The following is a 23,193-nucleotide window of genomic DNA, read 5'->3' as shown; positions in this document are numbered from 1 at the left end:
ACCTTTTCGTCACCGGATGGTGATGAAAAGGCTAGCGCTTCTTCATCACGTTGTGGTCACTATTGCGTAACATTCATCACCATATGGAGATCTTCCATTCGAGGCTCGTGGAAGGATCGAGCGGACAAGAGGTGGTGAATTCGAATGCCGAAGATCGTCGACCACGATGAACGCCGAGAGCTGATCGTGGATGCCACATGGCGCCTGATTCAGCGCGGAGGCTTCGACCGTGCGACGATGCGCGAGATCGCCGAGGAGGCGGGATTCGCGCATGGCGCCCTCGCCCGATACTTCCCGGACAAGCAGAGCCTGATCTCGGCGGCTTTCGTGCGGGCGTACTCCGCGACGAACGCGAGACTCGACGAGGCGCTCGCCGGAGTGACGGGCCTCGCCGGACTGCGCGAGATGTGCCGGCAGATTCTCCCTTTCGGAGCATCGAGCCGGCCGTACGCGCGGGTCGTCGTCGCGTTCTGGGAACAGGCGATGCAGAACGATGATCTGAGCCAGCTCCATCGCAGCAACAACATGCGATGGAGAGGCCTCATGTGGACGTTCCTCGAGCAGGCGCGTTCGGAGGGCGAACTCGACGACGGCGTCGAGATCGGCGCCGTCGTGGACGAGGTCGCCGCGATGAACGCCGGGTGGCAGGTCATGTCGCTTCTGATGCCGGAGACCGCGATCGATGAGCGGATCACGGCCGCGCTCGATCAGTTCCTCGACCGGATCCGCGCGTAGCGGGGGCGGCGAGTCTCCGATCGCGGTGACGATCAGTGCACCCGTCGCCCCGCGAACCACGTCTCCTCGACACGAGCGTCGATGATCCGGTCCGGCTCGCCGCCGATCGCGTCGCGATCGAGCACGACGAAGTCCGCCGACTTCCCGGCCTCGAGCGAACCCGTCACGTCGTCGATCCCCATCGCGCGCGCCGCGTTGATCGTGAAGACCTCGAGCGACTCCTCGGCGGTCAGGGCCTGCTCGATCCACAGAGTGCCTGATGCCCGACCCAGCGGGTCGGCGCGCGTGACGAGGCCCTGAATCCCTTCGAGCGGGTTCGGCGACTCGCTGACAGGCCAATCGGATCCGCCCGCGACGAGACCGCCCGCGTCGATGAGCGAACGGTTCGGCTGAGACCTCTTTGCGCGCTCCTCGCCGAGGACCGCCGCGAGCGCATCGGGGATGACGCCCGGGTACCAGATGAAGGGGGAGATATCGGCGGTCACGCGCAGTCGCGCCATCCGCTCCACGTCTTCGGGGGCGAGGAACTGTCCGTGGGCGATGTGGAATCGGATGTCTGCGAAGCCCTCGCCGCGCAGCCGTTCGACGACGTCGAGGAACAGGCGTGCGGATCCGTCCCCCGTGCAATGGACCTTCGCGCCGAGTCCGCGTTCGCTCGTCGACCTCAGCGCGGTGGAGAGCTCTTCGGCATCCATCGTCGTCTCGCCGTGATGGTGCGCGCCGTGCACGTCATCGGGAAGGTACGGATCGAGGAACAGAGCGGTGCGTGCGGGAGGCACACCGTCGAGGAAGATCTTGACGAAGTCGGGGCGGTGGTGCTCGGTGCGGTACTGCTCGCCGAGTTCGATGAGCGGCTCGCCCACGGGGTCGTATCCGAAGATCTGGTCGTTGACAGTGAGGCTCGTCACGACCCATGCGTGCAGCTCACCCGCCTCGTCGAGCCCCGCGAGGGAGGCGAGGATCTCGGCCGAGGCCGCCGCGTCCTGGAAGGAGGTGACGCCGTACGCGTTCAGCATCTCGATGCCGCGCTGCGAGCTCCGGCGATGCTGCTCGGCCGTGAGACCTCCGCCGCGTTCGAGCGCCTCTTGGACCGGGATTCCCGCACCCTCCAGCAGCACGCCCGTCGGTTCGCCGTCGTCGGGGTCGAGAAGGGTCGTGCCCTCCGCGGGGATGCTCTCGCGCGTGATCCCGGCGAGTCGCAGGGCGGCGCTGTTCACCCAGCGATTGTGTCGGCTGTCCTCCATGAGCATCACGGGGCGCCCGCCCGCCGCATCGTCGAGGCGGCGGCGCACCGCCGAGCTGTTCAGCTCGTCCTCCATCGTGCTCGGGAAGGCGCCGCCGGAGATCCACGCATCCGCGGGAAGCGTTTCGGCGTGGGAACGCACGGCGTCGAGGATCCCCTCGAGGTTGAGCGCGGGGCTGAACGACAGCTCGAAGAGATCCGTTCGCCCGGCGAGGGCGTGGTGATTGTGCACATCGACGAAGCCTGGGTACACGGCGCGGCCCGCGAGCTCGCGCACCTCGGTCTCGCTCGTCGCGAGGGCGAGAACATCGTCGTCCGAGCCGATCCGGAGGATCCTGCCGCCGCCGATTGCGAGCGCCGACGCCGTCGGGTTCGCGCGATCGGCGGTACGGACGACGGCGCCCGTGAGGATGAGGTCGGGGGTCATCTCAGCGCTCCAGCGGACGGGCCGGGTCGTAGGCGTCGGGGTGCACGGTCGTCGAGATCAGCCTGCCGTGCGCGCCGAAGGTGAAGTGGGTGGCGCCCGCGCCCGCCTCGTCCGCGCCGAACAGGACGCCGTGCGACCGGATCGCGGTCGCATCGCGATGATCGGCGATCGTGACCGAGCCGCAGGGGATGACCTTCTCGCGCCACGCGAAGACGCAGATGCCGGGGCGGATCCGCCAGACGGAGTTCTCGTCCGTGTCGGCAAGCCCCCGCTCGGGGCCGGCGAGGCACTGCCAGGTGTACCAGTGGGGCGAGAGATACACGTGCTCGTAGGCGTGCTCGGACGAATACACCCACAGCACGCGACGCCCGATGAGTTCGGTCGTCGGCGCGGGCGCGGGGCCCGACTGCTCGATCCCCTCGATGCGTCCGGGAACGAAGACCTGCTGTACGGCGGTGCGGCCGGGGGAGGCCTCGCCGAGGACGCTGACGATCGAAAGCGCATGGCCGCCGCGCAGATCGAGCACGAGCGACACCGCTTCTGTCGGGTGATGCTGGTGGTGGAACTGCGCGTAGAAGAGCTCATCGTCGACCTCGAACACCTCGCACGGGTCTGTTCGCGCGTCGGCCGCGGTGGAATCGCCCGCACCCGGCGCATACTCCCAGGCGACCTTTCCGTCGTCGAAGGTGTGGGTCACTCGCGTTCCGCGCTCGTCGACGACGGTGATCGTGCGGCCGTCGAGCGCGTGGCTGGGTTCGGCCTTGCTGGCGTCGAATCCCGGGGCGAGCCCGTCGAGCGGAAGCCATGTGCGGGTGTCGGAGAGGGTGATCTGCTCGGTCATCTGTGCTCCTTGTCGAGGTGTTCTCTGGTCAGTCGCGGACGGTGAAGCGCTCGAGGTCTTCCGACAGGCCGCGGTAGACGTCGGGCCGGTTCCTGCGCAGGTGGGAACCGAACAGGATGCCTCCGATGATCGCGACGACGAGCAGCAGGGGCATGAGCTGGATCAGAAGGGCATCGGATCCTGCGACGATGTCGAAGTTCGCCACGGCGAGCACCACGATCGAGGCGATCCCGAGGAAGCCGATGCCCGGTGCGATCAGCGTGCTCCAGAGGCGCCCGTCCTTCTGGCGGCGGAAGTGCACGACGATCGACAGTGCGGCGAGCCCCTGCAGAACCAGAACGCTCAGGGTGCCGAAGCCGAGCATCGAGGGCACGAGCGAGACGATCGGATCCGCGCCTGCGACCGCGAACAGTGCGGCGACGATCGCCGCGAAGCCGGCCTGCACCATGCCCGCGAACTGCGGTGCCCCGTTGCTCCGGGTGCGGGCGAGGACGCTCGGCAGCACCTTCGCTCGGCCGAGCGAGAACAGATACCTGCTGGCCGAGTTGTGGAAGGCGAGCATGGCGGCGAAGAGGCTGACGAGCAGCAGGATCATCATCACGATCGTCAGCCCGCCGCCGAGGTACTTCTCGGACAGCGAGAAGATCAGGTCTCCGGCATCGAGATGATCGATTGCCGTCTGCTGAGCCTGCTCCACGCCGGTCGCGCTCACGACCGCCCAGGTCGTGACGCCGAGGATGATGCCGATCGCGACGATCGACGTATAGGTGGCCCGGGGAACGGTCTTCAGCGGGTTCTTCGACTCCTCGCTGAACAGCGAGGTCGCCTCGAAGCCGAGGAAGCCGGTGGCGGCCAGCAGCAATCCGATCGGCAGGGAGCCGGAGAGCACCGACTGCGGGCTGAACGCGCTGACGTCGTAGCCGGTCTGCACGAGAACTGAGACGTCGAAGATGACCAGCATCAGCACCTCGAGGACGAGGGCGACGCCGAGCACCTTCGAGCTGAAGTCGACGCCGGAGCGCGCCATGAAGAAGCTCACGACGATCGACAGCAGGCCCCACACATACCAGTGCAGGTTGAAGCCGGTGAGGTCGGCGATGATCGTCTGCATGAAGAAGCCACTCGTGCCGATCGTGCCGACGACGAAGAAGTTGTAGCCGAGCGTCGCGATGAAGCCGGCGATCAGGCCGCCCGTTCGGCCGAGTCCCTTGACGACGAACGCATAGAAGCCTCCGGCGTTGACCATCTGCTTCGACATCTGTGCGTATCCGATGGCGAACAGAAGGAGGACGACGGCCACGAGGAAGAACGACATCGGGGTTCCGCCGCCGTTGCCGAGGGCGATCGCGAGAGACGCGACGACGATGATGCCGGTCAGCGGCGCGACGGCCGCCAGCACCAGGAAGACGATGCCGGCGACGCCGAGGGCTCCTTGTCTGAGTTCGGTCGAGGGTGCTGTGCTCACGAAGGCTCCTTTGCCAGGCGTTCTGCGGCACTCGAGGACGTACGAGTGCGTGCCACCGATTCTGTGTCGCCGGGATGCGCTCGCGCTTGCGGGAGAGCGCACGCTTGTGTTGCGTCAGCGCAGAGGGCCGGTCGGACGGGCCAGGCACGTGCACGATCAGTGGGAGGACGCGCGCCGGATGTGCGTGTCATCGGACACAGGCACGAGGCGAGGAGGCTTCGGATGGATCTGGGGATCGCAGGCGCCGTCGCCCTCGTCACGGGCGCGTCGGGAGGGATCGGCCGCGCCGTCGCGGATGCGCTTGCTCGCGAGGGGTGTCGCCTCGTCCTCATTGACCGTGCGGCGCCCGAGCCGCCTGCATCCGCCGAGCCCGGTGCTGTGCTCGCCCTCGCGGCCGACGTGACTCGCGACGATGAGATGCGCGCGGCTGTGGCCGCCGCGGCCGAACGATTCGACGGTGTCGACCTCGCGGTGGCGTGCGCCGGGATCTCCGGCCCCGTGGGAACGACGGTCGACGAGGTGACGGTCGACGAGTGGCGGAGGGTGATGGACGTCAACGCGACCGGATCCTTCCTCCTGCTGCGCCACGTGTCCCCGCTGCTACGCCGGTCTCGGCTTGCCGCCGCGGTGCTCGTCGCGAGCGACTCGGCCCTCGTCGCCGCGCCAGGGATGGTTCCCTATTGCGCGTCGAAGGCCGCTGTCCTGCAGCTCGCGCGGGCCGCGTCTGTGGATCTCGCGCCCGAAGGGGTGCGGGTCGCGGCTCTCTGCCCGTCGGTCGTCGACACGGCGATGAGTCGGGGGGATCTGCACCTGCCCGACGGATTCTCGGGGCAGAGCTTCCCGGTCCTCACGCCGGACGAGATCGCAGGAACGGTCGCGTTCCTCTGTTCGCCATGGGCGCGCGCGATCAACGGCACCGCGCTCGTCAGCGACTTCGGGTACAGCGCCCGTTCTGCCTTCCCCGCGTAGCCGATCGGCCGCGGGATCGCACGCCCCGTCGAACAGAGAGGATCGAGATGGGATTCGCAGGAGAAGAAGTAGAAGGAAGGGTCGTCGCCGTCACGGGCGGAGGCACGGGGATCGGCGCGGCCGTCGCGGAGCGATTCGCGGCCGAGGGCGCGCACGTCGTCGTGATCGGTCGCCGGAAGGAACCGCTGGACCGGGTGGCTGAAGCCGTCGGCGGGACGGCGGTGGTCGCAGACGCGGCGGACGGTGCGTCCGCGGCGGAGGCGGTCCGCACCGTGCTCGACCGGTTCGGGCGCCTCGACGTTCTCGTGGCGAACGCGGGCGGGCACGGGTTCTCCGCGGTGGCCGACACCGACGACGACGCATGGCAGGCCGCGCTGAACGCCAATCTCACGACGGCGTTCACGATGGCGCGCGAGAGCCTCGCCGCGCTGATCGAGACGAAGGGCCAGATCGTCGTCGTCTCATCGCTCGCGGGGCTCTTCGCGGGGCCGAGCGTGGCGGGGTACACGGTCGGCAAGCACGCTCTGATCGGGCTGACTCGCTCGCTGGCGCGCGACTACGGTCGTCGGGGCGTTCGCGTGAACGCCGTGTGCCCCGGGTGGGTGCAGACGCCGATGGCCGACGCCGAGATGGATGAGTTCGCGTCGCACGCTCAGCTGTCTTCGCGCGGAGAGGCCTACGCCGCTGTCACCGGCGACGTTCCCCTCGGACGCCCTGCGCTGCCCGCCGAGATCGCGTCGATCGTGCGCTTCCTCGGATCGGGGGAGTCGTCGTATATGACCGGTTCCGTTCTCGTCGCCGACGGCGGTGCCCACATCGTCGACGTGCCGACGCTCGCCTTCGAGCACGCGGGGATGTAGCCGCTCGGATGGGCGCGCCATGCGCGCGCCCATCCGTCACCCTCCGAGATACGCGCGCTGCAGCAGCTCCGGTTCGTCCCGCAGCGGCGCGGATGGGCCCTGATAGGTGACCGAACCGCTCGCCACGACGATGGCGTTCTCTGCCAGCCCGAGGGCGAGCTGGGTGAACTGCTCGACGAGCAGCACTCCGACGCCGGAGCTCGCGATATCGGACACGATCGGCAGCAGCCGGTGGAAGACGACCGGGGCGAGGCCGAGCGACATCTCATCGATGAGCAGGAATCGGGGCTTCGCGGCGAATGAACGGGCGAGCACGACCATCTGCTGTTCGCCGCCCGAGAGCAGGCCCGCGGGCGAATCGAGGCGTCTGCTGAGCTCCGGGAAGCTCTCCAGCACTTCGTCGATGCCGCCGGGGCCGCGCGCCGTGATCGAGAGGTTCTCGCGGACCGTGAGCGAGCCGAACACGGCCCGTCCCTGCTCGATGTGCACGATCCCGCGACGCGCTCGCCCGACGCGGGAGACCTTGTCGATCGGCTCATCGTCGAGCAGGATCCGCCCCGCTGAATGCGGTGTCACCCCCGAGATCGCCTCGATCAGGCTCGTCTTGCCCGCGCCGTTGGGGCCGACGAGCGCGAGCACCTCGCCCGGGACGAGTGTTGTCGTGATCCCCGAGATCACTTCGCCCGCGCCCCTGCTGACCGCGACGTCTTCGAGCGTGAGCTCGCCATTCGCGTGTGCCATCACAGCATCTCCGTCTCTCCCATGTATGCCTTCACGACCGCCGGGTCCTCCAGCACCTCGGTCTGGGGGCCGCTCGCGATCACCCGACCGAAGTCGAGCACCGTCAGCCGGGGGCACACCGATCGCACGAGGTCGAGGTCGTGCTCGATGATCACGAGCGATACCCCGTAGCGATCCGGAACCTCGCGCAGCCGGGCGGCGAGCGCCAGATGCTCGTCGTGCGAGAGGCCCGCTGCGGGCTCGTCGAGAACGAGCACCCGCGGCGCGGCAAGCAGGTGGGCCGCGACCTCGACCAGACGACGCGTGCCGACATCGACGGTCGAGAGCCGGTCGGAGGCGGGCGGGCAGCCGAAGAAGTCGAGAGTGCGGTCGATCTCCGCACGGTCGAGGCGTCGCCGCGCCACGAAGCGAACGTACGCCTCGACGGTGAGCTGGGGCGGGACGCGATCCTGCTGGTAGGTGCGGCGGAGGCCGCGCCGAGCGCGTGCTGTCGGGCTGAGGGATCCGAGATCCTCTCCGTCCAGGAGGACGCGCCCGCCGTGGCCCGGGAGGAAGCCGCTGACGGCGTCGACGAAGGTCGACTTTCCGGCGCCGTTCGGGCCGATGAGGCCCATGATGGTTCCCGCGGGAACCTCGAACGAGACGCCGTCGAGAGCCTTCAGTGCACCGAACTCGACGGTGAGGCCCTCCACGGTCAGCACGGGAGCGTTGCTGTCAGCGGCGGGATCGATCGTCGCGACCGTCGTCGTCGTGACTGCGTCCTCCGCCGTTTCGTCGCGATCGAGAGACGCGTCGTCCTCGGGCGGCCGACGACGGCGATACAGCAAGTCGCGGATCGCCTGCCCCAGATTCGTGCCGCTCGTCAGAGCCTGCACGCCGAGCACTCCGAAGATGACGAAGGCCCAGTCCTGGGGGATGTCCCAGCGCTTGAGCAGCTCCGGGATGAGCACCCACAGGAGCCCCCCGAAGATCGCCATATCGATGAGGTGGGCGCCCGAGATGATCGCGAGCACATACAGTGCGAGCGAGAGGAGCGGGGTGAAGCTGGTGGCGAAGGGCAGCTGCACCTGACCGGCGATCAGCCCGCCGGAGACGCCTCCGAGCGCCGCGCTCACGGCGAAGGCTGTGAGCTTCGCGGTGCGCACGCTGTGCCCGGCCGACGCCGTGCCGCGCTCCGAGAAGGCGACGGACTTCCAGCTCGCCCCCCATCGGCCGCGTTGGAGGAAGAACACCGCGAGGGCGCAGACCGCGAGCACGATGACGCTGAAGAAGAAGTATGAGCGATCGTCGGAGAACAGCCCCGGCCGCTGCACCGCGATGCCGTCCGTCGAACCCGGAAACTGGATCTGCCCGAGCGTCACGGCCGCTGCGGCGGCGAAACCGAAGGTGACGACCGCGAGATTGACACCACGCAGGCGCAGAGCGGGAAGGCCGATGAGGATGCCGACGATACCGGCGCCGAGGGCGCCGAGCACGAGCCAGACGGCGAATCCGCCCGGGGCATCCGAGACGTTGAGCCACGCGACGATCCACGCACCGACGGCGGCGAACGTGAGCTGGCACAGCGCGATCATTCCGGCGGATCCCGTGACGATGCCGAGGCCCATGATCGCGATCGAGCTCGTGACGACGCTGATCGCGAGATAGACCGCGTATCCGGAGAGCCCGATGCTGAGCGCGTAGCCGGTGGCGACCGCGATGACTGCCACGGCGAACGGCCAGCCGTCGCGGAACCACTTTCTGTCAGCGAGCAGCATCCCAGACCTCCTTGCGCTGGGTCCAGAGCAGCAGGACCACGATGAACACGAATGGAAGGAAATTGCGCACCGCAGCCACCTCGTCGATCTGCGCGACGACACCCCCGAGGACGCCGAGGGCGAGCCCGCCGACAACGGCGAGATCGAGCCGTCGAAAGCCGCCCAGCAGCGCGGACGCCGCGGCGGGAACGACGAGCATCGACAGGCTCGTCGCGTCGTTGGACTGCGACGGAGCAACGATGATGATCGCGGTCGCGCTGATCACACCCGTGACGAACCAGACCGCGATCGACAGGGGGCGGGATCGGATCCCGAGCAGTTCAGCGGTCGTCGGTCGCTCCGACAGCGCGCGCAGCAGGATCCCCGTGCGGGTCCGCGTCAGGACGACATTCGCCGAGGCCGCGACGATGACCGCGAGCGACACCGTCGCCACGGCGACCCAGCTCACCACGACGCCGCCGATCGAGAACGCCGGACCGGCGATGATCGGTTCGAACGGCTGAGGCTTGTTGCCGAACAGGATGAACGACAGCGAGATGAGAAGCAGCAGCGGGCCGACGGTCATCGCCGAGCGCGTCGAGGTGTCGGCCTCTGACAGCCACGTCGCGGCGATTGCGCCGATCATCGCCGCGAGCAGCCCGCCGACGACGATGCCGATGAGCGTGCCGATCCAGATCGGCACGCCGATCTGCGTCACGAGCCAGACGGCGCAGAAGCCACCGAACATCCCGGTCCCCGCCTGCGCGAAGTTCACCACTCGCACGAGCCGCGACATCAGCGTCAGGCAGACGGCCAGCGCGGCGTACAGCCCGCCGGCGGCGAGGCCTGCGATCGCTCCCTGAATCATGTGAGGGCTGCCCGGATCACTCGGGGATGCGCAGCCAGTCGTCGGCCGCGCGCTCCCAGGTGTTCGTTCCGCTCTCCAGCACGATCGGCCAGCCCGATGTCGGCACCTCGCCGAACACGTACGGGTCACCGACCATCGGGTTCTCGATCGGCTCCATCCCACGCAGTGCCTCGGCGACGGAGTCGCGCGTGATGTCCCCCTCGATGCCCTCGAGCACCTCGACGAAGTACGTCGCGGCGAGGTACCCGCCCTGGCTGAAGGCGGTGAGCGGAATCTCGTTCTCCGACATGAGCTCGTGCCAGTCGGCGTTGATGTCGCTCTCCTCTGTGAAGGGATAGAACTCGGCCGGCACGTAGATCCCCGCGCCGGCGTCGTCGACGGCATCGGCGAAGTTCTCGCTGTAGACGCTCGTCAGGTAGAGCCACGTCACGTCATCCCACCCCTGTGCGTTCGCTGCCTTGACCTGCGCAATCGCATCCGGTTCGACGGGGTTGACCGCGACGGCCTCGCACCCTGCGTCACGGGCCTTGACGATGTACGGCGTGAAGTCGGACGCCCCGTACGGAACGGTGTCGTCGATGTAGGCCGGTTCCTGCCCTGTGATCTCGGTCCATCTGTCGATCGCAGCCTGATAGGTGGGCCGCGTGGAGCCGGCGATCTCGAGCAGAACGCAGATCTCGTCGAAGCCGAGGACTTCGGATCCGTACAGGAGCGTGAGCGTCATGTCGTTGAACGGGCCGACATTGGCGGGGGAGATGTTGTCGCTCTCGAAGCACCCCGTGTCGACGCCGATTCCCGGGACCGACAGGATGCCCTCCTGCGCGTAGTAGTCGGCGTTCAGCTCGCACTCGATGAGGCTTGCAGAGCCCACCATCGCGACGGCGCCGTCGCTGCCGACGAGCTCGCGCGCGGCCGACGTGGCGCTCGCCGGGTCGCCCTTGTCGTCGAGCGCTCGGTAGTCGACCATCCGCCCGTCGATGCCGCCCGCTTCGTTGACGGCGTCGAAGACGGCCTCGGCCGCTTCGGACGCCTCGGGGAAGGTCGCGGCGCCGCTGATCGTGTTGACAGAGCCGACGACGATCGGGTCGTCCCCGCCCTCCCCGGCGGCGCAGCCCGCGAGCGCGAGCCCTGTCGCGGCGATGGCCGCCGTGGCCGTGAGAATCCTGCTTCTGATCATGTGATCCACCTCTCGTATGCGCCGTCCGGCGCGGAAGAAATGCGATGACGGAGGGACTACGCGGATCCGCGCAGCGCCTTCTGCACCATCGCTGTGTCGGTGAACTGCTCGAATGCGGTGACGACGCCGTCCTTCAGGCGCCAGACATGCGCGACGCGCGCTTCGAAGAAGCGCCCGGTCAGGCGGTACGTGCCGGAGTACGTGCCGATCCCGACGACGGTGTCGCCGCCATCAATTACTTCGTCGACCGTGAGCCGGTACCCGTCCCAGTCCTCGGCGAGCCGCGCAAAGACGTTCCGTACGACCTCGTCGGGCCCGGAGTAGGTTCCCGCGTAGGGGAAGCCTGCGGCTTCGGTCCACGTCACCTGCGGTGACAGCGGCGCGACCATGCCGTCGATGTCGCCCGCGTCGGAAGCGGCGTAGTGCGCCCTGATCACGTCTGCGTTTGTCATGGCGTCTCACACCGGCTGGACGTCGGGGTATTCGACCGAGCCCAGCGGATAGATGTGTCCGCCGGCGGTCGAATGTTCGGCCTCGCCTTCGCCGTTGAGGCCGAGGAAGATGCCGGTTGTCATCAGCTGGTAGCCGAGGTCGTGAAGCCACACGCTCGCGACCGCGATGCGGAACTCCCGGAAGCAGAACAGGTAGAGGCCGTCGGCGAACTTCCACACGGTCGACATATCCATGTCTCCGTGGCCACGCTGCACGCCCTCGACACACTGCCACGCGTAGCGCTGGCTCGAGATGTACACATGCTCGTAGAGATGGTGCGGGCTGTAGCGGTAGACGTTGCGCTTGCCGATCAGATCGCGGCTCGGGGCGGGTACGTCGCCTGTTGGCTCACCTCCGTCGGTCACCCCGGCCCAGAAGTCCTGGTGCACGCGAGGCGTGCCGGGGATGTCCTGCTCTGCGATGCGTGACCGTGTCACCAGGGCACGATGAGTCGTGGAGGAGAACACGACGGTGATCGATTCTCGTTCCCTGCTCTCCAGCGGCAGATTCACGAACGTGACGTCGCGGCGGATGGGGACCGCGTCGTACGGATCGCTCGCGGGCTCGGACTGTGAGATCGCGCCCGTGGCCGTCCAGGTGACGGAGTCGGCGCCGAAGTCGAGATCGAGGCGAGTGCCATCCTCGAGCGACAGGATCAGGCGTGTGCCCTGGAGTGAGGCGTTCGGGAGCCGGTAGGCATCGATGCCGGCGGCGAACTCGTCGTAGGTTCGCCAGTCATCAGGATCGGGTGCGGAGATGTCGGACATGCGGAATCCTCCCTGGAGCCCGCGCCGGTGCGGGCTGCTCGGCCATCGTGTGGCCGCGGCCGGGAGGCCGACAAGGGCGGAAGGGGGATCGCGCGCGGTCAGTCAATCGGCGTGCCGGATGGGGCAATGCCGACGCGTATGGTCGCCTACGCGGACGCGCGCACTCTGCTCGGCGAGTCTCCGTACGCGGCCTTGAACGCACGGCTGAAGTGCGCCGCGTCTACGAAACCCCAGCGCGCCGCGATGGCCGCGACAGAGCGGTCGGCAAGGACAGGATCGATCAGATCGCGCCGGCAGCGATCGAGGCGCCGCTTCCGGATCCAGGTCGACACCGTCGTGCCGTCGGCCTGGAAGAGGCCGTGCAGGTGACGCGTCGAGATGAAGTGCGCGTTGGCGATGTGCGCCGGCGTGAGCTCGGTGGAGCCGAGGTTCCGGTCGATGTATCCGCGGATGCGCTGGAGGAGCCGGGTGTGCGGATCCGCCGTGTTGTCGAGACCGAGCTCCCGCGTGAAGACTGTGCCGACGAGATCGAGCGCGCTCTGCATCAGCTGGGACCCCGTCGGCCCGGACAGCTCTTCGAGGTGCGCGTCGATCTGCGTGAGGAAGGGGGCGACGACGGCACCCAGTCCCTCGGATCCGGAGATGCGCACGGCCGTGAGCTCGCCGATCGACTCGGAGGAGAGCGTCAGCATCTGACGGGGAAACATCACCACCATGGTGCGGAACTCCTGGCCGAACTCGAGCGAGTAGGGCCGGCTGGTGTCGTAGACCGCGAGGTCGCCCGGGCGCAGGATCGCTTCGCGACCGTCCTGGATCAGCAGCCCGGATCCGCTCAGCATGAGGCTCAGCTTGAAGAAGGCGCGATCGTCGCGGGCGATGAGATCCGGTGTGCGAACGACCTCATGGTCGGTCGCGTGCACGTGGGTGATGTGAACGTCGTCGATGTTGGCGGCGCGAATCACGCCGCGGAAGCGCTCGGGGTGAGCGCTTCCCACCTGGAGCGGGACGAACGAATCGGAGACGGCGGCGCGGAACTCGCTGATGTTGCGGGCAACGACAGTCGAGACCGCTTGGGTCTCCGTGGACTGATCTGGCACGGGAATCACCTCGGGTGTGATCGCGACGGCATTGTATACGATCTGCGGGTGAGCCTAGCAGGCTCCGGGCTGCTGGGCTCACCCGCCCTCGATCAGTGCGTGCAGGAGCAGGAATCGCCGGTGCAGCATCCTTCCTCGGTCCGATGCGCCTGCGATGATTCCGGCAGGTCGAGGGCCGGGTTCCGGTCGAGGAAGCCGTGCGGCTTGAACCAGAAGCCGGTGTAGTCAACCGGCATGATGGGCCAGTCCTCGGGGCGAGGTACGTGCGTGAAGCCGAAGGTGTGCCAGAGCACCATGTCCTCGCCGTCGATCGACGCGTCCTCCGCGCTGTAGGCGGGGACGCCCGATCCGCCCTGGTGTGCATTCGGGTAGCGACCCGACGGCCACGTCTCGCCGTCGCGGTGTCGGGTCGCCCACAGATGCTTCGTCGCGAAGGTGGCACGCGCGGCGACCGACGACTCGGGATCCGCCATGAGCAGAGCCGTCGGTTCCGGAATCAGGCGGTACGCGGTCTCGCGCCCGACGTGATTGCGGCGCGTCGTGCTGCGCACCTCCCACGTGCGGGCGACCGAGGTGTCGGCCACACGCTGCGCCTCTCGCTCGGTCGTGAGCGGCGTCTCGGTCCAGGTGAAGGCGTTGCCGAACGGGTTGTCCGCCCCCATCGGAATGCGCTTCGCGTCGATCTCGTGCAGAGTGCCCTCCTGGCCGTCGATCGCGACATCGAGCCGGGCGCAGAACAGGTGCTGGTGGACGGGAGCGAAGACGGAGGGCGCGACCTCGCTCATGTGGGGGTGCGAGGTGCCCGGCTCATCCGCGCCCGCGAACACGATGCCGGTCGCCTTCGCCTCGACCTGGATCGAGCCGTCCAGGTAGAAGTACCAGAAGAAGCCGTAGTCGTAGTTGCCGATCGTCGAGAAGTACGAGATCACCAATCGCCGCGATCGGCGCACCTCGGAACGCCCGTGAAGATCGGTGTGCTTCCACAGCACGCCGTAGTCTTCCTCGTGCATGCACACGGCGTTCGGGATCTTCACCCCATTGCCGCGATCGTCGGCGACGTGGCCGTCGAAGTAGTGGATCACTCCGAGACAGTCGCATCCGAGCTCGAGCGGATTCGCGTTCTTGCCGAGCAGGTACTCGCCGGCGTCGAAGTAGCTGATCCAGAATCGCGTGGGCGAGGTGTCGCCGTATGGCACGACCATCTCGGGCACGCTGGCGCGGTGGAGAACCGGGCGGTCGTCGAAGCGCACATCGTGCAGCACGAGGCCCTCGCGGGCGTTGAAGTCGACGCGCAGCGACCAGTTCTCCCAGTCGACTCGTGATCCCGCGACCCGGAAGCTCGGACCCTCGGGCTGCGTGATCTCGATCGGCTTGAGCGATGTGCGCGCGGGGCCGACCGCATCTGCCGAGTAGTTTCCGTTGCCGGACGGCACCGGGACATCGCCCTCGTCTTCGACGCGGATGACGCTTCCCTCGGTGAGGTCGATGTGCACGATGAGGCCCTCGACCGGGTGTGCCCAGGGGGAGTCGTCTTCGTGGTCGCGGAGGAAGGTGAGCGAGCGGATGACGCGGCGGCCGATCTCGTCGGAGCGGCCCGTGAAGCCGGGGGCCAGGGGAGCGCAGAAGGCGAGTTCCATCCGGTCCTCGAGTCCGCGGCGACGCATGGCGGCCTGCCATGCCTCCGACGCCTTGGCGATCTCGGCCGCGCGCTCGTACTCCTCGAACAGATACTGCGGCTGGCCGTACGGCTCGCGGTCGTTCTCGAGCACGCGGTGCTCGACGACCTCGCCGCGCGTGATCGACACGATCGCTTCGCTCGCGGATCCGGTTCGGGTATCGAGCAGCGTGACCTCGACGGATCTGTCGATCGGGTCGCCCTCCCGCCAAGCCGCGAGGGCGCCCTTCGCGGGCTCGTGGGGAAGGAGCATCGGCACGCGGACGCCCTCCTCCATCAGGCCGGCGCCCGCGAGAATGGCGCGCGCGGCATCGATCTCCTCGGCCGTCAGCGGGTCGAGCGGGTGCGGCTCCGCCACGGCAGGCGAGCAGGCGTGTGCGTGTGTGTCGGGCATCGTTGACCTCACTTTATTTCGAGCAATTGCTCAATAAACTTCAGGGGGAGCTTACGTGGCTTCTGCGTCGGTGCGCAATGGGAAAGTCCTCCGATGCCTCATTTCGCGACTCGCAATCCTCGACGTGGCGACGGCTGCGTCGGCGATCGCCATCGAGATGCCTGTCCGCTCCGGTGTCACGTGTGGAGGACGCGCCTCAGCCAGCTCTCCCGAGCGTCGTGCGCGGCGCACGAGACGGTGGCGTCCGGGGCGAGCCCCCCGAAGCCGTGGAAGCCGCCCGCCCAGACGTGGAGCTCAGCCCGTCCACCGGCCGCCCAGATGCCCGACGCGTACCGCACGGCCTCGTCACGGAACGTCTCGGCCGCCCCCACCTCGATGAACGCGGGCGGGAGGTCCGACAAATCGGTCGCGCGAGCGGGAGCCGTGTAAGGGGAGACGCGGTCGGTGAATCTGTCTGCCCCGGCGATCGCGTTCCAGGCTGTGTCGTTGCTGTGGCGGTCCCACGCTCCGATCCCGTCGTACTGACGGGCTGACACGGTGTCGTTGCGATCATCGAGCATCGGGTACCCGAGCAGCTGTCCGGCCAGCGCGGGACCGTCGCGGTCGCGGGCCATGAGTGCAACTGCCGCCGACAACCCGCCTCCGGCGCTCGCGCCGGAGGCGATGATCCGGTCGGGATCGATGCCGATCTCGGTAGCGTGCGCCGCCATCCATTCGAGGGCTGCGTAGCAGTCCTCGGCCTGGGCCGGCCCCGGATGCTCGGGCGCCAGGCGGTACTCGACGGCGACGCCCACGGTGCCGTGTCGCTCAGCGAGATCAATGATCTCGGCCGTACCGAAGAACCGCGTGCCGAGCACCATCCCGCCGCCATGGATGCTAAGCACGGCCGGCGCGCCGGGGCCCGCGGAACGAGGCCGGACGATCGTGATGTCGATTTCGGGCGCGCCCGCCGGCCCAGGGATCGTCCGGTCCTCCCAGTCAACGTCGCGACCGGCGACCTGCTGCTCGATCGGCGGGATGATCGTGGCGAAGTGCGTGCGGTTGACGGAGATCGTATCCGCGCGCAGCGGGATGATCTCTACGAGACCAACGAACTCCTCGAGGGCAGCGAGGAGCTCGGAATCGTACGGCACCGGCGCGGGACGCGTCATGCGACAACTCCCAGCGTCCGTCGCAGCCACGAGATCCGGCTGCGCACGGCGGCGCGCGAGATCTCGGCATCGGGCATGTACATGTCGAACCCGTGTGCACCTCCGGACCAGACGTGTAGCTCCGCCTGTCCGCCGGTCGCCCAGATGCGCGTGGCATACGCGACATCCTCGTCGCGGAACAGCTCGGCGGAACCGACCTCGACGAAGGCTGGGGGCAGGTCTGCGAGGCTCTCGGCTCGCGCCGGCGCCGCGTATGCGGGGGCGTCCTCGCTGACGGCCCGATCAGCGCCGAGCAGGCATGACCATCCGAGCAGGTTCGCCGCGCGCGTCCACGTACCGATCCCGTCGTACTGTCGGCTTGACACCGATGTGTGAGTGTTGTCGATCATGGGGCACAGCAGCATCTGGCCGGCCATGCGCGGGCCGCCGCGGTCGCGCGCCATGAGCGCGACCGCAGCGGCGAGGCCGCCTCCTGCGCTGCCGCCCATCACCACGATGCGCGCTGGGTCGACGCCGAGAGTAACGGCGTTTTCGACGAGCCAGCGGAATCCCGCATAGCAGTCGTCGACGCCCGCGGGATAGGGATTCTCCGGGGCCAGCCGGTATTCGACCGTGATTCCCACGACTCCGAGTTCGTGGACGAGCTCGACCACGCGTGCGTGCTCCCAGGAGCGGTGGCCGACGATCATACCGCCGCCGTGGATGTTGTACACGGCCGGTAGCGCCTCGCCCTCGTCTCTGCGCGGGCGGAAGACGGTGAGCGCAACTTCGCCGCCGGGGCCGTCGGCGACGTGCTCGCTCCACGCGATCGCGCGGCCGGCGATCACCTCGTCGTTGGAGGGGAACATCTTGTCGACACCCTCGCGCGGCAGGGTGTCGCGCGTGAGCGGGGGCTGGGGCGGCATGGCGTCGAGCGCCGCCCGGATCTCGGGGTCGAACGGAACCGGCTCGACGGTCGGACGTCCTGCGGCGGTGGTCATGGACTGATCCTTCCTCGTGGGCATCTCACGGGCCTTCCGGGTCGACTGCCTCGCGGTCGGCCCAGAACGGCTCGACGGCGGCGCGAAGCTCGTTGGTGCCGACGCGCTCGACGACATCGAGCGCGGCGACGTTGGCGCGCAGCTGCGCGAGGCTGGTCGCGCCGAACAGCGTCGTGGCGAGGGCCGGATGTGTGAGAGTGAAGGCGATCGCGAGCTGCGCGGGCGTCGTGCCGAGCTCGTCCGCGAGTGCGACGTAGGAGGGGGCGTCGGCGACGATGCGGTTGCGCACCCCGCCGGGATCGCGCCCGATCTGCCGGGACGGCGACGTGTTGCCCGCGAGGATCCCGCCCTCGAGCGCGTCGGACGCCTCGAGGCTCACGCCCCGGCGCCAGACGGACTCGAACGGCGCCCCGTCGGGGATCGACCGCCGTGCGACGGAGTACTTCAGCTGGGCCAGCTGCGGACCGGGCACCCGCTCGCGTTCCGCGATGTCGATCAGCCGCCCGACGGCGCTCGCCGACCAGTTGTTCACGCCCCAGGCGCGGATGAGCCCGCCGCGGCGCTGCGCGTCGAGATCGAGCACGAGGTCACGCAGCTCGACGTTGCTGTCCCGGAGATCGCCGAGGACGACGAGGTCGGCGTGGTCGGCGCCGACGCGAAACAGCGCGTTCTCGAGCTGCGGCCGGAATCCGTCATCACCGAAGCCCTCGACCCAGAGCTTGCTCGACAGCAGCCACTCGTCGCGGCGCAGTCCGCTCGCGCGCACGATGGCCGAGAAGAGGACGTCCGTGAACACCGGGGGCGCGCCCGGCGCCGCATACACGCCGACGTCGAAGAGGGTGATCCCGGTGTCGACAGCCTCGCGCACCATCCGGACGGCATCGACGAAGTCCATGCGGTCGTAGGTGTGCCAGGAACCGAGCGCGAAGAGTCCGGTGGTCAAATCGCTCGTGCCGATCCGGCGCTGGGGAAGCCGCGTCATGTTGTCACCTCCTCGACATCGAGGCGCGGATCGATGACCGCCTTCACCTCGTCGAGCCGCTCCATCGACGCGATGCGGTCGGAGGCCTTTCCGAGGCCGACGGGAGCGCTGAAGAGGGCTCCCCAGTCGAAGCGGCCGGCGAACGCGGCGAAGAAGTCGATCGCGCGCGCATAGTCGGCGATGTCGCCGTTGAGCGATCCCGTCACGGTGAGTTCCTTGCTCATCACGGCGCTGAGCGCGACGGGGTCGCCCGCCGGGCCCGTGGATCCGACGATGGTGACGGTGCCGCGCGTGGCCGCCATGCCGATCGCCTCGGGCCCGACTGAAGGCGCACCGGCGAAATCGAAGACGTGGTCGGCACCGGTACCGTCCGTGAGCTCCATGACGCGGGGAACGACGTCGCCGTCCGCGATGTCGACGACTTCGTCGGCGCCGAATCGCCGGGCGAGGTCCAACCTCGCACGTGGCGCTCCGATGGTGATGACCCGCCCCGCTCCAGAGGCGCGCGCGACGGCGGTCGCGAGGATGCCGAGGGCTCCGGATCCCTGGATCGCGACTGTCGCGCCAGGGCGCACGTGTCCCATCCTCTCGAACGCGCGCAGTACCGTCTTGCCTGCGCAGCCGGCCATCGCGGCCCAGGTGTCTTCGACGTCGTCGGACAGGAGCAGCTTCGCCGCCCCGGGCGTGACATAGGCGTAGTCGGCGAGACCCGCCGTGGCGTGCGGGGGTGCGTCGCTGCGCTGCAGGAATCCGTACCCGCGGTGCGCGCAGTGCACGGGCTCGCGCAGCACGACGCATCCGTGGCACCGGCCACAGGTCGACTCCGACCATCCGATGCGGTCTCCGGTCGTGAGACTGCGGCCGAGCGCGTCGCGGGCATCGGTGCCGGTGGCGACGATGTCGCCGACCATCTCGTGGCCGAGAACCATCGGCAGCATGCCGGGGAAGGACATCTTCCCCGACCAGATCTCGATGTCGGTGCCGCACAGAGAGGCGCACCGGAGCCGTACGAGCACCGCGCCCGGCTCGATCTCGGCGGGCAATGGGAGGGTCTGGATCTCGAGGGGTGCGCGATGCTCGGTGAGGACCGCCGCGCGTGTGTGCGTGGGGAATGTCATGGAACCTGCCTGGGTCGAGTGCGGGTGAATCAGACGAGAAGCTGGCCGCCGTCGGCGCTGAGGCTCACGCCCGTGAGATGGCCGGCTTCGTCGGACGCGAGGAACATCACGAGGGGTGCGATGTCGTCGACCTCCGCGATGCGGCCGAGGGGGATTCGAGATTCCCACGCACGACGAGCGTCAGGATCGGCGGTGAAGCCGGCAGTCAGAGGCGTCATCACGGGGCCCGGTGCGACGGCGTTGACGCGCACTCGGTTCTCGGCGAGTTCGAGTGCTGCCGTACGGGTGAGTGCATCGACGGCGGCCTTCGTTGCCTCGTAGTGGCCGAGGCCAGCGGTGGGCTGGCGAGCTCCGATCGACGAGATGTTGACGATCGCGCCGCCGGGGGCGATTCGATAGCCGAACTCGCGCAGCATGAGGAAGGTGCCGAGGACGTTCACGCGCCAGGCGGCGTCGAACACATCAATCGACACGTCCGCGAGGCTTCCGCCGCCGCCGACCACGCCTGCATTGTTCACGAGGATGTCGATGCCCGCGTCGTCGTCGGCCGCGGAGCGCACGGCGTCGGGGTTCGAGATGTCGAGTTGCAGCGCGGTGCCCGCGAGCTCGTCGGCGACATCGCGGACGTCGTCACTGATGTCGGCAGCGACGACGTGGTCTCCGCGAGCGGCGAAAGCGGCGGCGATGCCGCGTCCGAGTCCGCTCGCGGCCCCCGTGACGAGGACTCGTCGTGGTGTGGTGGTGATCATGTGGTTTATATTAAACGAGCGTAGACAAAAAACAAGGGTTGATCTCGAGGAGGAGAGCATGACCATGAACAGTGGGCGAGGGGTGCTGGTCTCAGGCGTGCGGCTGCCCGCGCTGGGGCTCGGGTCCTGGAACACGTGGGACCGCATGGCATCGGATGATGCCGTGGCGCTGATCCGTCGGGCCGTCGACTCGGGAGCTGGTCTCTTCGACGTCGCGCACTACGACATGGGGCCCCATGCAGAGGGGTCTCAGACCGATCGGATCTTCGGGCGGGCGTTCCGTGCGAGTGGTGTGAGGCGCGACGAGGTCTTCGTCTGCGGAAAGCTCTGGCTGTGGGACTGGCCGGAGACTGACGCGCGGGCCCAGGTTCTCGACAGTCTCAGGCGCGCGGGACTCGATCACTTCGACGCGATCGTCGTCGGTGACTACCGCGAGCATGTAGACCCCGCGGCTGTCTGCGATGCCGTGAATGACCTCGTTGACGAGGGACTGGTTGGCCGGTGGGGTGTCAACAACTGGGTTGTCGGTGACACGCTGGCGGCGATCGAACGCGCGCGCCGGGCGGGCCGCGTACCGCCGACGTTCGCCCAGCTCAAGTACAGCATTGCGCGCCGATCGATGGCGGAGGGTGAGCCGTACGGTGAGCTGTTCCGCTCGGGGGTGCTCGCGCTGCAGGCATCGGACGTGCTGGAGGGCGGGGTGCTCGCCGGACGCCTGTCGCCGGAGCGGAAGATCGGTGCGGATGTGGGTGGGATCCGGTCGGAGATCGCGGCGGCGCACGGCGCCATCGCCCGGATTGCCGATGGCTTCGGTGTGACGGCCGCGCAGCTTGCGATCGCGTTCTGTGTGACGCATCCGGCAACCGCGAACGTGCTGCTCGGTGTCTCGCGGATGACCCAGCTGGAGGAGGCGCTCGCCGCGGTTCAGCTCGGGAATGAGCGCGGCCGCGAGATTCGCGATGCAGTTGCCCAGTTCTGGCTCGATCGGGGGGTCGCGGCGGATGGATCTTGGTAGGCGGCTTGCAAGGGAGGCCTCAACGATCGTAGAAAAATAAGACTTCACCCTTGTTTTTCTTTTCCACGAGCGTAGACTAACGATTCGACGACACGATGACGTGGCGTTTCGTGCGGCAGATGCACTGGAGCCTGCCTCACCCGACCACCGAGAGAAGGACGTATGAACGGCACACGCATCGCGACGGCAGTCGCGTCGACGGCGATGATCGCCGTCACTCTCACGGCCTGCACTGGCACGCAGGGCGACGACAGCACGCCAGCAAGCGGGGAGGATGCTCTTGACATTGGTAACTTCCTCGACGTCACGAGCTGGGACCCGGCTCTCGCCGACATCGGATTCGACGGGCCGTACCTGTCCGCCGTGTACGACGCGCTGATCGCCCTCGACGAGAACGGGGACCCGATCCCGTCTCTCGCGACCGGCTGGACCGTCGCCGATGACGACCTCAGCATCGACCTCGACATCCGTACGGGCGTCGAGTTCAGCGACGGCGTACCGCTCGACGCGGACGCCGTGGTCGCGAACCTCGAGCATCTGAAGAATGGTGCGAGGTCGGGTGAGGGGTACCTCAGTGTTGATTCCTTCGAGGCGATCGATGACGACACGGTGCGCATCATCCTGACCGAGCGCGACGACACCATCCTCTACTTCATGGGACTCGGGCGCAGCTACATGGCCTCGCCCGAGGCGATAGAGGCCGGCATGCTGAGTCAACAACCCGTTGGTTCCGGCCCGTACACGCTCGACGACGTGGCGTCGGTGCCGGGCGCCGAGTACCACTTCGAGAAGGTGGCGGACCACTGGGATGCCGAGACCTATCCCTTCGCCGACCTTGCGATCTATCCGATCCAAGACCAGACGGCGCGCCACAACGCGATGCTGTCAGGGCAGATCAACGTCAACTACGCAGATGCGACCCAGATCGACCAGGCAGAGGAACAGGGATGGAACGTCAGTTCCGGTGTCTCGGGGTGGGTCGGCCTGCAGTTCACCGAGCATACGGGCGAGAAGAACCCCGCGCTCGGAGAGGTCGAGGTGCGGCAGGCGATCGCGCACGCCATCGATGGCGCGGCGATACTCGACTCGGTCGGGTCGGGTGCAGGCGTGGTCTCGAATCAGGTGTTTCCTGACGGCGGCGCGGCGAATGTCCCCGCTGTCGACGAGGAGTACGCATACAGCGTCGAAGAAGCGAAACGGCTCCTCGACGAGGCGGGATATCCGGACGGGTTCGAGGTGACCATGCCGATGTCGCCGATCTTCCAGCAATGGCAGCCGGCCGCACAGCAGGCGTTCGACGATATCGGGATCTCGGTGACGTGGGACGACATGCAGCAGCCCGACTATCAGCTGAACGCCGCGTCGTACCCGATGTTCATCGCGTTCCTCGCGATGGACGGCAATCCTGTCGCCACGCTCGCGCGCCAGGTCACCAGCCCGCAGTGGTTCAACCCTGAACCCGACTACGTCGAGTTCCCCGAGATCGGCGAACTCGTCGACGAGGCGCAGACGCTGCGCGGCGAGGCGCAGATCGCCGCGATCGCTGAGGTGAACGAGAAGCTCACCGAGATGGCCTGGTGGAACGTCTGGTACCAGGCCGAGAACATCTACTTCAGTGCCGACAGCATCGAGGTGCAGCCCGTCGTCGGGATGATGTTCCCGACCCTGCGCTACATCCAGCAGGGCTGACCCGGAGCATCGGAACGAGAAG

21 protein-coding genes are annotated in these 23,193 nt (G+C 68.1%); 5 read left to right on the top strand and 16 right to left on the bottom strand.

Annotated features, from left to right (window positions below; genetic code table 11):
• Nucleotides 1-144: 144 nt before the first annotated feature.
• Entirely contained in the window at nucleotides 145-735 is a 591-nt protein-coding gene (locus C0012_RS02090; RefSeq protein ID WP_110588422.1) for a TetR/AcrR family transcriptional regulator, read from the top strand.
• Nucleotides 736-767: 32 nt separating this feature from the next.
• Here the strand turns inward: C0012_RS02090 and C0012_RS02085 are convergent, their stop codons facing one another.
• Genes C0012_RS02085 through C0012_RS02075 form a run of 3 tightly spaced genes read right to left on the bottom strand, consistent with a single transcriptional unit; the run spans nucleotide 768 to nucleotide 4,711 of the window.
• The gene (locus C0012_RS02085) at nucleotides 768-2,405 is read right to left on the bottom strand and encodes an amidohydrolase (protein WP_110588423.1); all 1,638 of its coding nucleotides are present in this window, start codon (nucleotides 2,403-2,405) and stop codon (nucleotides 768-770) included.
• Between the two features lies 1 nt (nucleotide 2,406).
• A complete protein-coding gene (locus tag C0012_RS02080) occupies nucleotides 2,407-3,246 on the bottom strand; it encodes a molybdenum cofactor biosynthesis F family protein (RefSeq protein WP_110588424.1) in 840 nt (279 codons plus the stop codon).
• A gap of 28 nt (nucleotides 3,247-3,274) precedes the next feature.
• The gene (locus C0012_RS02075; protein WP_110588425.1) at nucleotides 3,275-4,711 is read right to left on the bottom strand and encodes an APC family permease; all 1,437 of its coding nucleotides are present in this window, start codon (nucleotides 4,709-4,711) and stop codon (nucleotides 3,275-3,277) included.
• A gap of 222 nt (nucleotides 4,712-4,933) precedes the next feature.
• Here C0012_RS02075 and C0012_RS02070 point away from each other — a divergent pair, with 222 nt between their 5' ends.
• Nucleotides 4,934-5,680 carry an SDR family NAD(P)-dependent oxidoreductase gene (locus C0012_RS02070; protein ID WP_110588426.1) on the top strand — a complete coding sequence of 249 codons (747 nt, stop codon included), beginning with the start codon at nucleotides 4,934-4,936 and terminating at the stop codon, nucleotides 5,678-5,680.
• 47 nt (nucleotides 5,681-5,727) lie between these two features.
• A complete protein-coding gene (locus tag C0012_RS02065) occupies nucleotides 5,728-6,540 on the top strand; it encodes an SDR family NAD(P)-dependent oxidoreductase (RefSeq protein WP_110588427.1) in 813 nt (270 codons plus the stop codon).
• Between the two features lie 36 nt (nucleotides 6,541-6,576).
• Here the strand turns inward: C0012_RS02065 and C0012_RS02060 are convergent, their stop codons facing one another.
• From C0012_RS02060 to C0012_RS02000, 13 genes are all read right to left on the bottom strand, one after another.
• On the bottom strand, nucleotides 6,577-7,281 hold the full coding sequence (locus C0012_RS02060) for an ABC transporter ATP-binding protein (protein ID WP_110588428.1): 705 nt from the start codon (nucleotides 7,279-7,281) through the stop codon (nucleotides 6,577-6,579).
• Nucleotides 7,281-9,038 carry a branched-chain amino acid ABC transporter ATP-binding protein/permease gene (locus tag C0012_RS02055; protein WP_110588429.1) on the bottom strand — a complete coding sequence of 586 codons (1,758 nt, stop codon included), beginning with the start codon at nucleotides 9,036-9,038 and terminating at the stop codon, nucleotides 7,281-7,283. Before C0012_RS02055 ends, C0012_RS02060 begins: the two co-directional genes overlap by 1 nt.
• The gene (locus C0012_RS02050) at nucleotides 9,025-9,885 is read right to left on the bottom strand and encodes a branched-chain amino acid ABC transporter permease (protein WP_110588430.1); all 861 of its coding nucleotides are present in this window, start codon (nucleotides 9,883-9,885) and stop codon (nucleotides 9,025-9,027) included. Before C0012_RS02050 ends, C0012_RS02055 begins: the two co-directional genes overlap by 14 nt.
• A gap of 16 nt (nucleotides 9,886-9,901) precedes the next feature.
• Nucleotides 9,902-11,062 (bottom strand): ABC transporter substrate-binding protein, encoded by a 1,161-nt coding sequence (locus C0012_RS02045; RefSeq protein ID WP_110588431.1) that lies wholly within the window; start codon nucleotides 11,060-11,062, stop codon nucleotides 9,902-9,904.
• A 56-nt stretch (nucleotides 11,063-11,118) separates the two neighbouring features.
• Nucleotides 11,119-11,514, bottom strand: a complete 396-nt coding sequence (locus C0012_RS02040) for a nuclear transport factor 2 family protein (RefSeq protein ID WP_110588432.1) — start codon at nucleotides 11,512-11,514, stop codon at nucleotides 11,119-11,121.
• Nucleotides 11,515-11,520: 6 nt separating this feature from the next.
• Nucleotides 11,521-12,321: a MoaF C-terminal domain-containing protein gene (locus tag C0012_RS02035; RefSeq protein ID WP_110588433.1), complete on the bottom strand. Its 801-nt coding sequence runs from the start codon at nucleotides 12,319-12,321 to the stop codon at nucleotides 11,521-11,523.
• A gap of 146 nt (nucleotides 12,322-12,467) precedes the next feature.
• Complete coding sequence (locus C0012_RS02030) at nucleotides 12,468-13,424, bottom strand: AraC-like ligand-binding domain-containing protein (RefSeq protein WP_198411082.1); 957 nt, start codon at nucleotides 13,422-13,424, stop codon at nucleotides 12,468-12,470.
• A gap of 86 nt (nucleotides 13,425-13,510) precedes the next feature.
• Entirely contained in the window at nucleotides 13,511-15,487 is a 1,977-nt protein-coding gene (locus C0012_RS02025) for a primary-amine oxidase (protein ID WP_198411039.1), read from the bottom strand.
• A 176-nt stretch (nucleotides 15,488-15,663) separates the two neighbouring features.
• Nucleotides 15,664-16,638 carry an alpha/beta hydrolase gene (locus C0012_RS02020; protein ID WP_110588435.1) on the bottom strand — a complete coding sequence of 325 codons (975 nt, stop codon included), beginning with the start codon at nucleotides 16,636-16,638 and terminating at the stop codon, nucleotides 15,664-15,666.
• Nucleotides 16,635-17,618 (bottom strand): alpha/beta hydrolase, encoded by a 984-nt coding sequence (locus tag C0012_RS02015; RefSeq protein WP_110588436.1) that lies wholly within the window; start codon nucleotides 17,616-17,618, stop codon nucleotides 16,635-16,637. The genes C0012_RS02020 and C0012_RS02015 overlap by 4 nt, the downstream gene beginning before the upstream one ends.
• A gap of 25 nt (nucleotides 17,619-17,643) precedes the next feature.
• Nucleotides 17,644-18,600 (bottom strand): aldo/keto reductase, encoded by a 957-nt coding sequence (locus C0012_RS02010; protein ID WP_110588437.1) that lies wholly within the window; start codon nucleotides 18,598-18,600, stop codon nucleotides 17,644-17,646.
• Nucleotides 18,597-19,718, bottom strand: a complete 1,122-nt coding sequence (locus tag C0012_RS02005) for a zinc-binding dehydrogenase (RefSeq protein ID WP_110588438.1) — start codon at nucleotides 19,716-19,718, stop codon at nucleotides 18,597-18,599. The genes C0012_RS02010 and C0012_RS02005 overlap by 4 nt, the downstream gene beginning before the upstream one ends.
• A 29-nt stretch (nucleotides 19,719-19,747) precedes the next feature.
• Complete coding sequence (locus C0012_RS02000; protein ID WP_232527741.1) at nucleotides 19,748-20,467, bottom strand: SDR family NAD(P)-dependent oxidoreductase; 720 nt, start codon at nucleotides 20,465-20,467, stop codon at nucleotides 19,748-19,750.
• A gap of 58 nt (nucleotides 20,468-20,525) precedes the next feature.
• On the opposite strand from C0012_RS02000, the gene C0012_RS01995 reads away from it, so the two are divergent.
• Complete coding sequence (locus tag C0012_RS01995; protein WP_110588439.1) at nucleotides 20,526-21,482, top strand: aldo/keto reductase; 957 nt, start codon at nucleotides 20,526-20,528, stop codon at nucleotides 21,480-21,482.
• A gap of 162 nt (nucleotides 21,483-21,644) precedes the next feature.
• Nucleotides 21,645-23,171: an ABC transporter substrate-binding protein gene (locus tag C0012_RS01990; RefSeq protein ID WP_110588440.1), complete on the top strand. Its 1,527-nt coding sequence runs from the start codon at nucleotides 21,645-21,647 to the stop codon at nucleotides 23,169-23,171.
• The last annotated feature ends 22 nt before the right edge of the window (nucleotides 23,172-23,193 follow it).

Source organism: Microbacterium suaedae (assembly GCF_003254645.1).
In the GTDB taxonomy this organism is placed as follows: domain Bacteria; phylum Actinomycetota; class Actinomycetes; order Actinomycetales; family Microbacteriaceae; genus Microbacterium; species Microbacterium suaedae.
Note: the sequence above shows the minus strand (reverse complement) of the source record. Positions and strands in the feature narration are given on the sequence as shown.